Here is a 14551-nt window from a genome sequence, read left to right as displayed (position 1 = left end):
ACGAATGTGTTGCACGCGTAACACGGACGTGTTACGCCATCTTTTTGCTGGGATTAAAATTAATATGAACTGATTCGCAATCTTTTTCCCGAAACTTACCTGTTCCTGACCAGATACAATGAATCGGTAATGCAGGCAGGAAGCTCCTCCTTATAATGGGTAACCATAATCATGGTCTTGTCGTTTCGACGGCAGAATGTTTCTATTACATCTTTCACCAGACGGCGGTTGTACAGGTCAAGTCCGTGAAGAGGTTCGTCGAGTATCAGAAGCTCAGGGTCTTTCACGAAAGCACGTGCCAGAAGTACAAGTCGCTGCTCGCCGCTCGACAACTGCAGGAAACTCCTGTCTGCCAACTGCTTTACTCCGAATATATCCATCCAGAACAGACACACTTCCCTATCCTCTTCCTTAGGACGCTTGTATAGTCCTATAGAGTCGTGAAGTCCGCTTGCCACAATGTCAATGGCAGGAATATTCTTCAGATAGGCTCTGTGCATCTCTGGGCTGACGTAGCCGATATGCTTCTTGATTTCCCATATACTCTCGCCGCTGCCGCGCTTGCGGTCGAACAGAGTGATGTCGCAGGCATAGCTTTGTGGATTGTCGGCACAAACCAGACTCAGGAGTGTTGACTTTCCGGCACCGTTCTCACCGCTCAAGGCCCATTTCTCGCCACACTTCACTGTCCAGTCAAGTTCACGGAGAATAGTTCTTTCGCCATAGCGGATACTTACCTTATTCAGTTTGACTACATTGGCTGCCTTATACAGATTATCCTTATAAGGCATATCAAGTATAGCTTGGATCTTTTCGTCGGAAAGCAACCTTTCCGGTACAGAGACACCCTGATACTCGGAACGTGGAAGTTTCTCGCCACAAATCATATTCTCAACAGTTATCACATGAGTGATGAAGTCAGGAATATCGTCCGATTTGGAAAGTACAAGGATAACCTGAAGGCCTATCACCTTGATAAGCTCCGCCAGAAGCGACTTCAGCAAATCGCGCGTGCCGGCATCAAGTCCGATGAAAGGATTGTCCATGATGAGGACTCTTGGTCCTGAGAGCAGTGTCTTTGTAAGCTGGAATTTTCTCAACTCACCGCTGGAAAGAAGTATGATAGGCTTCTGCAGCATTTCTTCTATTCTGAACAGAGTGTAAAGACTCTCTTTCAGCTGTTCGTCCTTGCACTGTGGAAGAAGATCGCCAACTACAGGAATATTCTCCGTATCCTGCGAGTTCCATCTCTGCTGATAATAATAGCTGCCGTCGGCATCGCCATACGAATCGCGGAATGTTATGTATCTGAGATTGTCTGAAACAAGATTTGAACTTGAAGGTGAAAAATCGTATGCCACCTCATTCATCAACAGTGGATATTTTCCTGTTATGATATCTATAAGAATACTTTTACCTCCACCGTTTGGACCTACTACAGCCAATTGCTCGCCTGCATTCAGGCAGAAGTCCACAGGCTTACCCATTCTGTACAGAGGATGACGGGTAACGCCATTTGATACTGAAATAACTCGTTGTTGCATTGTTTTTGATTTTTAAATTCACTTCACCACCTTATCAGGATTCTTAGCAATAAAATCTTTCCAACCCGAATAAGCTTTATGGGTTTCAGGCCGTCCCATCTGCAGATAATGGCAATATGCCGCTCCCAAGGCGTCTGTGGCATCCATAAACGGTCCGATATCCTCTTTCCTGATTTTAAGCATACGTCGCAGCATGTCCGCCACCTGCTCTTTGCTTGCCTGACCATTGCCGGTAATGGCCATCTTAATTTTTAGAGGGGCATATTCCGTTACAGGTATATCCCTGCACAATGCCGCCACTATAGCCACCCCTTGGGCCCTGCCCAGTTTGAGCATGGACTGTACGTTCTTGCCGAAGAAAGGAGCCTCTATGGCAAGCTCGTCAGGCAGGTATGAGTTTATCACCCCCTGCACACGTTCGTAGATATGCTTCAGTTTGAGATACGGATCGGTAAACTTACGCATGTCTATCACACCAAGGGTGACAACTTCGGCTTTGGTGCCAACAACCTTGATGACACCATATCCCATAATGTTTGTTCCGGGGTCTATACCAAGAATTATCTTTTCCTTAACGGGCTGAATCACTTTATTACCTCCATCAAAGTAGGGAAACCTATAATCTTATCCTTGAAAATCTTTGTCATTTCCTCATTAAGACGGGCACCACACTTGGTATGCCAGTTGTGAAGAGCCGCGCTGTCTTCAACCTCCCACTGGAGCGAGAAGCATTCACTATCCTGTTCCTTATGGCTCAGAATACGCAAAATACGCGGATTCTTCAACTCTCCGGTTTTCTCTGCTTCAGGAATATAACACTCGTTCAGCCAGATAACGAAATTTCTGGCATCATTCATTTCAACATGAAAAGTAGTATTGTAAATAAGCATAATATGTAAATTTATTTGTGCAAAGATAGTGCAAACCGAGAGAAGTACAAAGTGAAAACTTGGTTTTCAACTTTTAATTCCGAGGTGAAGCCTTTTTTATCTAAATGTAAGTTTTTATGCCCAAATAGTAGGAATAATTAAAAATAAATAAACATACCGTGATGACGTTAAACCAACTTTTACTATTTTTGCACACATTATCATGAAATGTGTACATATTTTGACATGGAATTAAACAACAGCTTTATTGAATTAATAGAAAATAGCATAAAACAAAACTGGGATGGAAATGCGCTTACGGATTATAAAGGAGTGACACTCCAATATAAGGACGTAGCGAGAAAGATAGAGAAAATGCATATCCTGCTCCAGCATGCAGGAATAAAACCGGGAGATAAAATAGCTTTATGCGGACGCAACAGTGCAAACTGGACTGCTGTATTCCTTGCCATAATCACGTATGGCGGAGTGGCAGTGCCTATACTGCATGAATTCAAACCGGATAATATCCATCATATAGTAAATCACTCTGAATCAAGAATGCTTTTCGCAGGCGACCAGATATGGGAAAACCTGAACGAAGCATCAATGCCAAACATAGAAGGTATCATCGAACTGAAAAACTTCGACCTTGTAGTCTCACGCTCAGAAAAACTGACATACGCCAGAGAGCATCTGAATGAAGAATTCGGAAAGAAATATCCTTGCCGTTTCAGAGCAGAACAAGTGTCATACAGAAGAGAAGAACCTGAAGAACTGGCTATAATCAACTATACTTCGGGAACGACCGGTTATTCCAAGGGCGTCATGCTGCCATACAGGGCTATCACATCAAACATTATTCACATACACGACAAAGTGGGATTAAAGCCGGGAGACAGAATTGTATCAATGCTTCCATTGGGACACATATTCGGTCTGGTATTCGATTTTCTTTACGGTATCACCGTAGGAGCACACCTGTGGTTCCTTACACGTATGCCTAGTCCGAAAATCATTGCTGAGTCATTTGCCGAAATTCGTCCGAGAATAATAGCATGCGTTCCTCTAATCGTAGAAAAAATCATCAAGAAGAATATATTGCCAAAAGTGGACAACAAAATCGGGAAAATTCTGCTTGACCTTCCTATCATAAGCGACAAGATAAAAGAACAGATCAGACATCACGCCATGGAAGTGTTCGGTGGCAATTTCATTGAAATAGTAATAGGTGGAGCGCCGTTCAATGCCGAAGTAGAGGCATTCCTCAGAAAGATAAATTTTCCTTACACTATCGCATACGGAATGACCGAATGTGCACCACTTATATGCCACAGCAGATGGGACGAGGTGGAATATCAGTCTTGTGGAAAAACTGTAGCCAATATGGAGACAAAAGTATTGTCTGCAAATCCTGAAACAATACCTGGAGAACTGGTATGCCGTGGTAAAAACGTAATGCTGGGGTATTTTAAGAACGAAGAAGCCACATCACAAACAATAGATAGCGAGGGATGGCTTCATACCGGCGACATGGCCATTAAAGACGCAAAAGGAAACATATACATAAAGGGCAGATGCAAAAATATGCTCCTCACATCTACAGGCCAGAACATCTATCCTGAAGAGATTGAAGCCAGACTTAATAATATGCCATTAGTGAACGAATCACTTATAATTCTCAAAGGAGAAAAGCTTGTGGCTCTGGTTTATCCTGACAGCGATGAAGCATTTGCCAAGGGCATGTCAATGAAACAGCTTGAAGAAGCTATCGAGCAAAACAGAATTGAACTTAACAAATTGTTGCCTGCTTATTCACAAATTTCAAAAGTCAGATTGTATCCTGAAGAATTTGAGAAAACAGCAAAGAAGAGCATCAAGAGATTTTTATATCAGAATATAGATGGATAAAATTAAAGAAATACCTGTACTGTTGCTTACAGGATACCTGGGAAGTGGTAAAACCACTCTCGTCAACAAAATTCTTTCCAACAAAAAAGGTATCAGATTTGCTGTCATTGTAAACGACATCGGTGAAGTGAACATTGATGCCGAACTTATACAGCGTCAGGGAGTTGTCGGTATGAACGACGACAGCCTTGTGGCCCTGCAGAACGGATGTATCTGCTGCACCCTGAGAACAGACCTGATAGAACAGATCTTCGGAATTCTCAAAACAGAGAAATTCGACTATATAGTTATAGAGGCAAGTGGAATATGTGAGCCGGAATCCATAGCAAACACAATCTGCTCGATACCTCAACTGGGAGGTGCATATACCAAGTACGGCATCACACGCCTTGACTCTGTGGTAACAGTGGTTGACGCACTTCGCATGAAAGATGAATTCTGCTGTGCGGAAAGCCTTACAGAGAAAAATCTTTCTGAAGACGACATCGAAAATCTGCTTATACACCAAATTGAATTCTGTAATATAGTTTTACTGAATAAAGCTTCAGAAGTTAGTTCCGAAGAGCTTGAAACCATACACCGTATAGTCAAGACACTTCAGCCTGCAGCCGAGATTATAGAATGCGACTATGCAGATATTGACCTCGACAGAATCATTTCAACCTCGATGTTCAGATACGAACATGTAGCAGCATCAGCAGGATGGGTACAGGAACTTGGCAAGCATGTAACGGAAGAAGATACAGACAGGCATTGCCATCATCACCATCATGATGAGGAATGTCACTGCAATCATGAAGAGCATCATCACCATGGGGAAGAGTGTTCATGCGGACATCATCACCACGAAGGAGAATGCTCATGCGGACACCATCATCACCACGAGGGTGGCGAAACTGAGGAATACGGCATAAGCACACTACTCTATTTCAGACGTGCCGCATTCGACATGAACCGTTTCGACTACTTCATTTCGTCAAGATGGCCGAAAAGCGTAATACGCGCCAAAGGCGTATGCTATTTCAGCGACCAGCCTGAGATGTCGTACCTGTTCGAACAGGCAGGCAAGCAGAAGCAGATTTCCGAAGCCGGACTGTGGTATGCCACCCTGCCGGAAGCAGACATCAAAAGACTGCTGGAACAGGAACCCGGACTGATGAGGGACTGGGACGAGAAGTACGGCGACAGAATGCAGAAAATAGTATTCATAGGGAAAAATATGGACAAGGAACAGCTCATCAAAGAGCTTGACTCATGCCTTGTAAAAGAATAAACTTAAACTAATACACATGGAACAATTCAGCAAGATGATAGCTGCCGCCATGAAGCTGCAGGAACACAGAGTGGAAAACACTCTGAAACTTCTTCAGGGCGGAGCAACCATACCGTTCATCAGCCGATACAGGAAAGAGGCCACAGGAGGTATGGACGAGGTGCAGATAAGCGAAATAAACGACAGATACGAAAAACTGTGCGAACTTGCAAAACGCAAGGAAACCATCATTTCCACTATAGAGGAACAGGGCAAAATGACTGCCGAACTGAGGAACAGAATAGAGAACTGCTGGGACTCTACAGAACTGGAGGATATATATCTTCCTTTCAAACCTAAAAGAAAAACGAGAGCTGAAGCCGCTCGTCAGAAAGGACTTGAGCCACTGGCGATCATCATGATGATGCAGCGCGAAAACAACCTTATGGCAAAGGCAGCCCAATTCGTAAAGGGTGAAGTAAAGGACGAAGAAGATGCGCTGAAAGGTGCACGCGACATCATTGCCGAACAGGTGAACGAAGATGAAAGAGCAAGAAATCAAGTAAGAAATATATTTACACGTCAGGCTGTCATAACAGCCAAAGTGGTGAAAGGCAAAGAGAAGGAAGAGGATGCTGCAAAGTATCGCGACTATTTCGATTTCAGCGAGCCACTGAAACGCTGTACATCACACCGTCTGCTGGCAATCCGCCGTGGTGAAGCCGAAGGAATTCTGAAAGTTACAATCTCACCGGAAGAAGACGATGAATGTACTGACCGACTTGAACGCCAGTTCGTAAGAGGTAACGGCGAATGCTCTTCGCAAGTGGCGGAAGCGGTAAAGGATGCTTACAAGCGTCTGCTAAAACCGGCTATAGAAACAGAGTTCTCAGCCTTCAGCAAAGAGAAAGCCGACGAGGAGGCAATCCGTGTATTTGCCGAGAACCTGAGACAGCTCCTTCTTGCTCCACCATTGGGACAGAAACGTGTGATGGGTATCGACCCTGGATTCAGAACAGGCTGCAAGGTGGTATGTCTGGATGCTCAGGGAACATTGCTTCACAACGAAGCCATATATCCTCATCCTCCTAAATCGGAAGAGGCATTGGCTGCAAGAAAGATTGTAAAACTCGTTGAACAATACAAGATAGAGGCAATCGCCATAGGAAACGGAACCGCAAGCCGTGAGACAGAGCGTTTCGTAACTTCCCAAAGATACGACCGTGAGGTGCAGGTGTTCGTGGTAAGCGAGGACGGTGCTTCAATATATTCGGCTTCGAAAACAGCCCGTGAGGAATTCCCTGACTACGATGTAACTGTGCGTGGAGCAGTCTCCATAGGCCGCCGTCTGATGGACCCGTTGGCAGAACTGGTAAAGATTGACGCAAAATCTATCGGTGTAGGACAATATCAGCACGATGTCGACCAGACCAAGCTGAAAGAATCTCTTGACCGCACAGTGGAAAGTTGCGTAAATCTTGTCGGAGTAAACCTCAATACTGCCAGCAAGCATCTTCTGACATACGTATCAGGCTTAGGGCCCTCACTGGCTCAGAACATTGTGGACTACAGAACTGAAAACGGACCTTTCGCATCAAGAAAAGAACTCTTGAAAGTTCCGCGTATGGGAGCTAAGGCTTTCGAACAGTGTGCCGGTTTCCTTAGAATACCGGGAGCCAACAATCCTCTCGACAATTCTGCCGTTCATCCTGAAAGCTATGCCATAGTGGAAAAGATGGCAAAGGATATGAAATGTACCGTGGCAGACCTTATCAAGGACAAGGAACTGAGAGCTAAAATAGATATAAAGAAATATGTCACCGACACCGTAGGTCTCCCTACCCTGAACGACATAATGAAGGAACTTGACAAACCGGGTAGAGACCCTCGTCAGCAGATTCAGGTCTTCGAGTTCGACAAGGACGTAAAGACACTTGACGACCTCCGCAAAGGTATGGAACTGCCGGGCATAGTGACAAACATCACCAACTTCGGATGTTTCGTCGATATAGGTATAAAGGAGAACGGTCTTGTACACATCTCCCAGCTAGCCGATAAGTTCGTGAGTGATCCTACTACGGTGGTCAGCATACATCAGCATGTACGTGTCAAGGTTCTTGGAATAGACCATGAAAGGAAGCGTGTACAGCTTACGATGAAAGGAATGAAGTAAATTGGATAATATGGAACAGGAAACAATACACACATGTGTGGACTGTGGCACACAGAACTGCAAATTCAAGGACCGTACATACCCTGATTTCTGCCTTACCACTTCTTTGACGGAAGAAGATAAGGAATGGGCCCTGGAAAGATATGACGAAGGCAGAAACAGAGAAATAATGATAGCCAGTGCCGAAGTAGAATACGAAGGTTACTGCCAGTGGACCAGAGTACAGGAAATAATGGAATTTGCCAGGAAAATAAATGCAAAGCGAATCGGTATAGCTAACTGCATCGGTCTGATAAACGAAGCACGTATTTTCGCAAAGATATTGAGAGCAAACGGTTTCGAAGTCTATTCGGTGATATGCAAAGTCGCAGGACAGGCAAAAACATCAATGGGAATACCGGCAGAATGCGAGAAGATAGGTCCGGCCATGTGTAACCCGATAATGCAGGCAAGGCTGCTGAACAATGCAAAGACCGACCTGAACGTAGTAATCGGTCTGTGTGTGGGACACGACAGCCTGTTCTATAAATATTCAGACGCTTACGTCACGACACTGGTCACTAAAGACCGTGTGACGGGCAACAATCCGGTAGCGGCTCTTTATACCGCTAATTCATATTATCGCAAAAAATTCTTCAAGTAGACAATATAACACAAAAATTATAAACCGATGGAATTAAAAGAATATCTGGATAATTTCGAAGGGAAACTTCAGCAGGAGATACTGAGACTCTGCACAAACTATAAATTTCTTGGCGGCTCATTGCTTGCCACAGACGACATAGACAATTACTGGGAGGTACTGGCTCCTGAATATATAGCCGATGCCGTGGAGCAGGTTCAGGACTACCCTACAGTTTCAGTGGCATGGGCAGCATATCTGGGTATGGCAGTAGCCTACGGATGGGATATAGACTGGAATACTATCTCTAAAGCCAAATATAAAGATTTCTATGGCGAACAGGGATTTGACGACATGGACGAACATCTGATACGCGACATTATAGGTATCCCTCTGGATAGCGAAGATGCCAAAAACATAGAGGAGATAATAAGAAGATGTGCGCAAAAAGCTATTGACCTTATCCGTCACGAACAGATTGAGCCACAAAGCCCTACAGCTTTCCATGTTTTCGCGCGTGCCGTGAGAGTTATGTACAGGACAGGAGCTGCCATACAGCTCAAAAGAATGGGTTACAAGTTCGAAAAAGTCAATTTGGGAGACTGCTAGACTATGGATGAAAAGGAAATATCCGGATGGTTCGTGTTCAACTCCGGACAATTATTGATTGTAAAAGATTCTGATGGCAAATATCACATACCTTACGGCGAGGAACCACCAGTTGCGGTACCGGTAGGCTGTACGATACACACCATAGGCGAAATTAACGGCTACACGGCCAAAACATATGCCATACATTCGCCTGTCCCTGGAAACGAAGACAGCGAAATGATGATGAAGGATCTGAGAGCTTCGTACGATGTGCTTCCGTTCGAAGAATATTACAGAGCCGGTAAAGCATCACAGATATTGAACTGGGACAAGAACAGCCGCTACTGTCCTATGTGCGGTGTCCCTACAGTACAGGTCTCTCCTATCGCCAAACGATGCCCTGAATGCCGTCAGGAATTCTATCCGCGCATATCGCCTGCAGTAATAGTGCTTATAAAGAAAGAAGACCAGGTGCTGCTGGTGCATGCAAAGAATTTCAGAGGACAATACAAAGGTCTGGTAGCAGGATTTCTGGAGGCAGGCGAGACACTGGAAGAATGTATCCGCCGTGAAGTGATGGAAGAGACAGAGCTGAAAATAAAAAATCTTAGATATTTCGGCAGTCAGCCATGGCCTTATCCGAGCGGAATAATGATAGGGTTCATTGCCGACTATGAAAGCGGTACAATCAAGCTTCAGGACGAAGAACTCAGCGCCGGAGAGTTCTATTCGCGCGACAATATGCCGGAAATTCCGAAGAAACTCAGTATAGCCAGACAGATGATTGACGCCTGGCTGGAAGGAAAAGTGTGATTCTAACCGGTATAATACAGGCTTAAACACAATTTAATAAGGATTTATAAAAATAATGTCCTTACTTTTTATTAACTTTGCACAGTTATTATTTTAACCAATAAACTTATATGCAGGAAAAGATTATTATTCTCGACTTCGGTTCACAGACTACACAGCTCATCGGTCGCCGTGTCCGCGAACTGAACATGTATTGCGAGATTGTTCCCTACAACAAGTTCCCACACAATGACCCGTCTGTTATTGGTGTAATCCTTTCAGGTAGTCCATTCTCTGTTTATGATGAAAAGGCCTTTAAGGTTGACCTTACTGACATCCGTGGCAAATATCCTATCTTGGGTATATGCTATGGCGCACAGTTCATGGCATACACCAATGGAGGTAAGGTAGAACCAGCCAACACACGCGAATACGGACGTGCACACCTGGCTAAGTTCGACCATCAGAATCCTCTTCTCAAAGGAATCCGCGAGAATTCACAGGTATGGATGAGTCATGGCGACACAATCACAGCAATACCTGAAAACTTCGAAATCATAGCTTCTACCGACAAGGTAGCAGTAGCAGCTTATCAAGCAAAGAACGAAAAGCTTTGGGGAGTGCAGTTCCATCCTGAAGTATTCCACTCAGAAGATGGTACTCTGCTTTTGAAAAACTTTGTTGTTGACATCTGTGGCGGTAAGCAGGACTGGAGCGCAGCTTCATTTATCGAAACTACAGTAGCCGAACTTAAGGCTCAGCTTGGCGATGACAAGGTAGTACTTGGTTTGAGCGGTGGTGTTGACTCATCTGTAGCAGCAGTTCTTCTTAACAAGGCTATCGGCAAGAACTTGACATGTATCTTCGTTGACCACGGTATGTTGCGTAAGAACGAATTCAAGAACGTACTTCACGACTATGAATGCCTCGGTCTTAACGTAATCGGTGTTGATGCAAGCGAAAAGTTCTTCAGCGAACTGGCCGGTGTTACAGAACCTGAACGCAAACGTAAGATTATAGGTAAAGGCTTCATCGATGTATTCGACGAAGAAGCTCATAAGATAAAGGATGTAAAATGGTTGGCTCAGGGTACTATCTATCCTGACTGCATCGAGTCTCTTTCTATCACAGGTACAGTAATCAAGAGTCACCACAACGTAGGTGGTCTGCCTGAAAAGATGAACCTGAAACTTTGCGAACCATTGCGTCTGTTGTTCAAGGACGAAGTTCGCCGTGTAGGTAGAGAACTTGGAATGCCAGAACATCTTATCACACGTCATCCTTTCCCGGGTCCGGGTCTGGCTGTTCGTATTCTTGGCGACATAACCCGCGAGAAAGTACGTATCCTTCAGGATGCAGACGACATCTTCATTCAGGGATTGCGCGACTGGAAGACTAAGGATGCTGAAGGAAACGAAACATCTTTGTACCATCAGGTATGGCAGGCTGGTGTTATCCTGTTGCCAGTACAGAGTGTAGGTGTGATGGGTGACGAACGTACTTACGAACGTGCCGTTGCATTGCGTGCCGTAACAAGTACAGATGCCATGACTGCCGACTGGGCTCATCTTCCATACGAGTTCATGGCAAAGGTTTCTAACGATATCATCAACAAAGTGAAAGGCGTAAACCGCGTTTGCTACGATATCTCTTCAAAACCACCTGCAACAATCGAATGGGAATAATTTAAACCCTATTTATAGCCTTTATAAAGGCATTTGGAGTAGCCTCAACTTGAAAAAAGTTGGGGCTATTTTGTTGATATACAATCACTACATATGTCAAATCTTAGCACTAAAAGAATTTTAAACAGATTCTTTCAGTTGATTTGTTCAACTTTCATATATTTATCCAGATATCCTCTACTGGTACACTTTTCAATTAATATTTTAAATGTACAAAAACTGCTCTTTGCTGTAACTGAAGGAATTAAAAAACAAATGAAATGTTCGTCTCGGCAATACCGAAAAATTCCTCACAACCGCATGAAGCAAACAGTTATGGGCGAGGATATATTTTTCATCATGGGCTTTAAATGATCAATAGTTTTTGCATTTAAGATAGATAATGGAAAGCACTCCAAGCAATATCACATATAAATATTCTGCAGTCCAATATACAGACAGGGATGTGCTGAAATTGCTTATCGTCCATAAATAAATCTGGTAGGCTATAATGGTTACAGCTTGAAAAATGAAGGTTGTACGTGTGGCACCTGTCCCTGTGACAGCATTCATATATACATAACCAGGTAAGGCAAAAGCATAATTCAACAAAGCTACTGTAAATGGTAGCTGTGCTATTTGTACCAGACTCTCATTATCCGAATAAATATTGAAAAGTGAATTGAAACAGATTATAGAAAAGATAATAAGTGGGAATCCCACGGCATATCCCAAACGGATAACCCGGTTACATAACGGGAAAATATGATTCTTTTGTCCTGCTCCCAAAAGATTACTTACCAATGAGCCTGTAGTTGCTGCCAGTGAATTGACTATGACGAAAAACAAGGTGGATATGCTGCGTATGACATTTGTCGCTGCCAGTTCCAACTCGCCCAAATGCTCAATGGCTACGAAGAAGGCAAACCATGAGGCTACACCAATAAACGGATTGAACATGCTCCAGATAGATACACGGCAGACATGATGGAATATGTTTTTATTAAACTGCCAGTTCAGACCATAAACCTTTCTGTTCATTTTTCGTAAAACATGGATAGACAATATTATCAATGAGCATAATTCGGCAAAAGATGACGCTATAGCAGCACCGGCTATTCCCATATCGAAATAAAATATGAGTAGCCAATTACAAGGTATATTCACCAATACTGCAGTGAAGGCAGCTTTGTTCAAGGGCTTTGTAAGTGTGATACCGACAAGGAAAGATCGCAATGCAAGAAATGGAAATGAAAACATCAATCCCCAAATGCGCCAGTCCAAATAGTCTATAACAGCAGAATATACTTTCTCAGATGCAATCAGATTGCTCAGAATCATGGGAGATAATATTTTCGAAATAGTATACAGTAGAACTGCTAAACCCGACAGAAAAAGCAGTCCTTGAAAGAATGTCCTACCTGTTTCTGAATATTGCTGCTCGCCATTACGCCGTGCAATAACGACTTGCAGCCCCAGACTGAATCCGAAACCGAGCATATAAATGGCAAGATACCAGATTCCAGCGAGTGCAGATGCCCCCAATTCTATTTCACCAACATGACCTAAGAAGATAGCATCAGTTATATTAATAAGTTGTTCGATAAGGATGCTCATCATAACCGGAAAGTTGATGAGCCATATGTTTTTATATGTATAGTTCATTGTTCAACATGATAAAATACAACAAGTCCTGTCAACTGGTGACATAACTTATTTGTAAAGTAATTATTTGATATAATGGCAAAATAAAGAAGTACAGACCTGTATCATAGGCCTGTATATTAACAATAGCTTGAATTGGGAATGCTATTTATTATGCGCAGCTATATGCACAATTGCCATTTCATAGGTTGAACAATCTTTGTTTTTTAATATCCTTGGTACAAAGATAATAAAAATAGAAATAGGTTAATGCTTTCCTGTAATTTTATAATCTTCCGTTGTCATTCCATTCTCCGTAGAGAAGCCCTTTTCGGGTATTTTCTATGAATTTATTCAGGCGGCTTTCGAAAAGTTCGGGCTGATTCCTCTTTATTTGGATAGTATCAATTCTGATTCGCTTATATAAGTCAGGGAATTGGCAGAAGTTGTTCCACACTACCGGGTCAGACTGTAGCCTCTGTAATATATCCTTGTCTATGATGGAACCATTAGGTGACATATCCGGCAGGACAGCTCTTCCGGCATCGGTCATCAGTCCTAACCGTTCCATTCTGCGGCATCTCTCTTTGTTGAGTTCGGACCAATTGCTTCGTGGCTTTCGTGGACAAAGCTTCTGGGCTGTTACATCATCTGCTATTGTCTTTGTAGTACTGTCTATCCAACCGAAGCATAGGGCTTCTTCTACAGCATCGATATACCAAAAAGTATTGTCATCTGTAGGTCTTCCATGTTTCACGACTACCCAGCATTCTTTCTCCGTTTTGTGGTTCTGTATTAGCCATTCACGCAGCTCGGTTCTTGATTTGACATCCAGTAAATTATGAATTTCCATTATTTGTTATTTCAATTTGCATTTTGCAATGTTGGCCTCCCAGTAAAATGGATTCGCAGATTGTTACCTAATTACCTACTTAGAATAATATTTTTATGTTGTATTTATACCTCTTTTGATATATATGGAGGATAATCATCTTTGGATAATCTTTTTTCCAATGTTCTCGGATTGACATCCCAAAGTGTAGGAAGATACTCATATACGACTTTCCCTTCATTAAGATAAATACGAACTTTAGAATCGAAAGCTACAGGCTTGTATTTGTCTTCTTCTATAGGATTATCCCTATAAAGTAATTGATTTTCTCGCCAACTGAGTTCCTTACCATTAAAGATGACATCAAATATACCACATACAACTGCTTCCATCGTTTGATCTTGAACTGTCGTAGAAACACAATGCATGTAACCTGTCAATTGATTTGTACTTTTCCGCACAGCCAGTTCATAGCAAAAAACACTTGTACCTGTGTAGTCTTTGGCTATAGTGGTTCTCACACCTTTTTTGGTTCATCCGACATTTCGCGTGATGCGGCAATCATGCAGTGCATATAGCCTCAATTCAAAGTATCGTTCATCCCTAAATCCATATGCCGTTCTCTTCATGACCTTTATCTTGTTGTTGATGCCTTCT

14 protein-coding genes are annotated in these 14551 nt (G+C 43.1%); 7 read left to right on the top strand and 7 right to left on the bottom strand.

All coding sequences use genetic code 11. The features are described from left to right. Positions 1-95: 95 nt before the first annotated feature. From I6E24_RS06005 to I6E24_RS05995, 3 genes are read right to left on the bottom strand one after another with little or no spacing between them, the layout of a single operon-like run. A complete protein-coding gene (locus I6E24_RS06005) occupies positions 96-1544 on the bottom strand; it encodes an ATP-binding cassette domain-containing protein (RefSeq protein ID WP_235327072.1) in 1449 nt (482 codons plus the stop codon). An 18-nt stretch (positions 1545-1562) separates the two neighbouring features. Beyond that, positions 1563-2132: a crossover junction endodeoxyribonuclease RuvC gene (gene ruvC / locus I6E24_RS06000; RefSeq protein ID WP_235327070.1), complete on the bottom strand. Its 570-nt coding sequence runs from the start codon at positions 2130-2132 to the stop codon at positions 1563-1565. Further along, the gene (locus tag I6E24_RS05995) at positions 2129-2434 is read right to left on the bottom strand and encodes a DUF4286 family protein (RefSeq protein ID WP_235327068.1); all 306 of its coding nucleotides are present in this window, start codon (positions 2432-2434) and stop codon (positions 2129-2131) included. The genes ruvC and I6E24_RS05995 overlap by 4 nt, the downstream gene beginning before the upstream one ends. Positions 2435-2659: 225 nt before the next feature. Here I6E24_RS05995 and I6E24_RS05990 point away from each other — a divergent pair, with 225 nt between their 5' ends. The 7 genes from I6E24_RS05990 (at position 2660) to guaA (ending at position 11439) form a co-directional block, all read left to right on the top strand. Next, positions 2660-4324 (top strand): AMP-binding protein, encoded by a 1665-nt coding sequence (locus I6E24_RS05990; RefSeq protein ID WP_235327066.1) that lies wholly within the window; start codon positions 2660-2662, stop codon positions 4322-4324. Further along, positions 4317-5597 carry a GTP-binding protein gene (locus I6E24_RS05985; protein WP_235327064.1) on the top strand — a complete coding sequence of 427 codons (1281 nt, stop codon included), beginning with the start codon at positions 4317-4319 and terminating at the stop codon, positions 5595-5597. The genes I6E24_RS05990 and I6E24_RS05985 overlap by 8 nt, the downstream gene beginning before the upstream one ends. A gap of 16 nt (positions 5598-5613) precedes the next feature. Continuing rightward, the gene (locus tag I6E24_RS05980; protein ID WP_235327062.1) at positions 5614-7749 is read left to right on the top strand and encodes a Tex family protein; all 2136 of its coding nucleotides are present in this window, start codon (positions 5614-5616) and stop codon (positions 7747-7749) included. A 10-nt stretch (positions 7750-7759) separates the two neighbouring features. Continuing rightward, the gene (locus I6E24_RS05975) at positions 7760-8392 is read left to right on the top strand and encodes a DUF1847 domain-containing protein (protein ID WP_235327060.1); all 633 of its coding nucleotides are present in this window, start codon (positions 7760-7762) and stop codon (positions 8390-8392) included. A gap of 27 nt (positions 8393-8419) precedes the next feature. After that, positions 8420-8980, top strand: coding sequence for a hypothetical protein (locus I6E24_RS05970; RefSeq protein WP_235327058.1), 561 nt, complete (start codon positions 8420-8422; stop codon positions 8978-8980). Positions 8981-8983: 3 nt separating this feature from the next. Beyond that, positions 8984-9775, top strand: a complete 792-nt coding sequence (nudC, locus tag I6E24_RS05965; RefSeq protein WP_235327056.1) for an NAD(+) diphosphatase — start codon at positions 8984-8986, stop codon at positions 9773-9775. A gap of 110 nt (positions 9776-9885) precedes the next feature. Beyond that, positions 9886-11439 (top strand): glutamine-hydrolyzing GMP synthase, encoded by a 1554-nt coding sequence (guaA, locus tag I6E24_RS05960; protein ID WP_235327054.1) that lies wholly within the window; start codon positions 9886-9888, stop codon positions 11437-11439. 354 nt (positions 11440-11793) lie between these two features. Here the strand turns inward: guaA and I6E24_RS05955 are convergent, their stop codons facing one another. From I6E24_RS05955 to I6E24_RS05940, 4 genes are all read right to left on the bottom strand, one after another. Beyond that, on the bottom strand, positions 11794-13083 hold the full coding sequence (locus I6E24_RS05955; RefSeq protein WP_204404788.1) for an MATE family efflux transporter: 1290 nt from the start codon (positions 13081-13083) through the stop codon (positions 11794-11796). A 265-nt stretch (positions 13084-13348) separates the two neighbouring features. Then, positions 13349-13915, bottom strand: a complete 567-nt coding sequence (locus tag I6E24_RS05950; RefSeq protein WP_235327052.1) for a YdeI/OmpD-associated family protein — start codon at positions 13913-13915, stop codon at positions 13349-13351. Between the two features lie 104 nt (positions 13916-14019). Further along, positions 14020-14286, bottom strand: coding sequence for a hypothetical protein (locus I6E24_RS05945; RefSeq protein ID WP_235327050.1), 267 nt, complete (start codon positions 14284-14286; stop codon positions 14020-14022). 141 nt (positions 14287-14427) lie between these two features. Next, positions 14428-14551, bottom strand: a 124-nt coding sequence (locus tag I6E24_RS05940) for a transposase (protein ID WP_235326881.1), incomplete at its 5' end; no start/stop codon positions are given.

Source organism: Bacteroides caecigallinarum (assembly GCF_021530995.1).
GTDB lineage: Bacteria > Bacteroidota > Bacteroidia > Bacteroidales > Bacteroidaceae > Phocaeicola > Phocaeicola faecigallinarum.
This window is presented reverse-complemented; position numbering and strand designations above follow the sequence as displayed.

Coding starts and splice junctions, on each gene's coding strand:
- I6E24_RS05975 (WP_235327060.1), top strand. CDS start 7,760: ATGGAACAGGAAACAATACACACATGTGTGGACTGTGGCACACAGAAC.
- I6E24_RS05985 (WP_235327064.1), top strand. CDS start 4,317: ATGGATAAAATTAAAGAAATACCTGTACTGTTGCTTACAGGATACCTG.
- I6E24_RS05995 (WP_235327068.1), bottom strand. CDS start 2,434: ATGCTTATTTACAATACTACTTTTCATGTTGAAATGAATGATGCCAGA.
- I6E24_RS05980 (WP_235327062.1), top strand. CDS start 5,614: ATGGAACAATTCAGCAAGATGATAGCTGCCGCCATGAAGCTGCAGGAA.
- guaA (WP_235327054.1), top strand. CDS start 9,886: ATGCAGGAAAAGATTATTATTCTCGACTTCGGTTCACAGACTACACAG.
- nudC (WP_235327056.1), top strand. CDS start 8,984: ATGGATGAAAAGGAAATATCCGGATGGTTCGTGTTCAACTCCGGACAA.
- I6E24_RS05955 (WP_204404788.1), bottom strand. CDS start 13,083: ATGAACTATACATATAAAAACATATGGCTCATCAACTTTCCGGTTATG.
- I6E24_RS06005 (WP_235327072.1), bottom strand. CDS start 1,544: ATGCAACAACGAGTTATTTCAGTATCAAATGGCGTTACCCGTCATCCT.
- I6E24_RS05970 (WP_235327058.1), top strand. CDS start 8,420: ATGGAATTAAAAGAATATCTGGATAATTTCGAAGGGAAACTTCAGCAG.
- I6E24_RS05990 (WP_235327066.1), top strand. CDS start 2,660: ATGGAATTAAACAACAGCTTTATTGAATTAATAGAAAATAGCATAAAA.
- I6E24_RS05945 (WP_235327050.1), bottom strand. CDS start 14,286: ATGGAAGCAGTTGTATGTGGTATATTTGATGTCATCTTTAATGGTAAG.
- I6E24_RS05950 (WP_235327052.1), bottom strand. CDS start 13,915: ATGGAAATTCATAATTTACTGGATGTCAAATCAAGAACCGAGCTGCGT.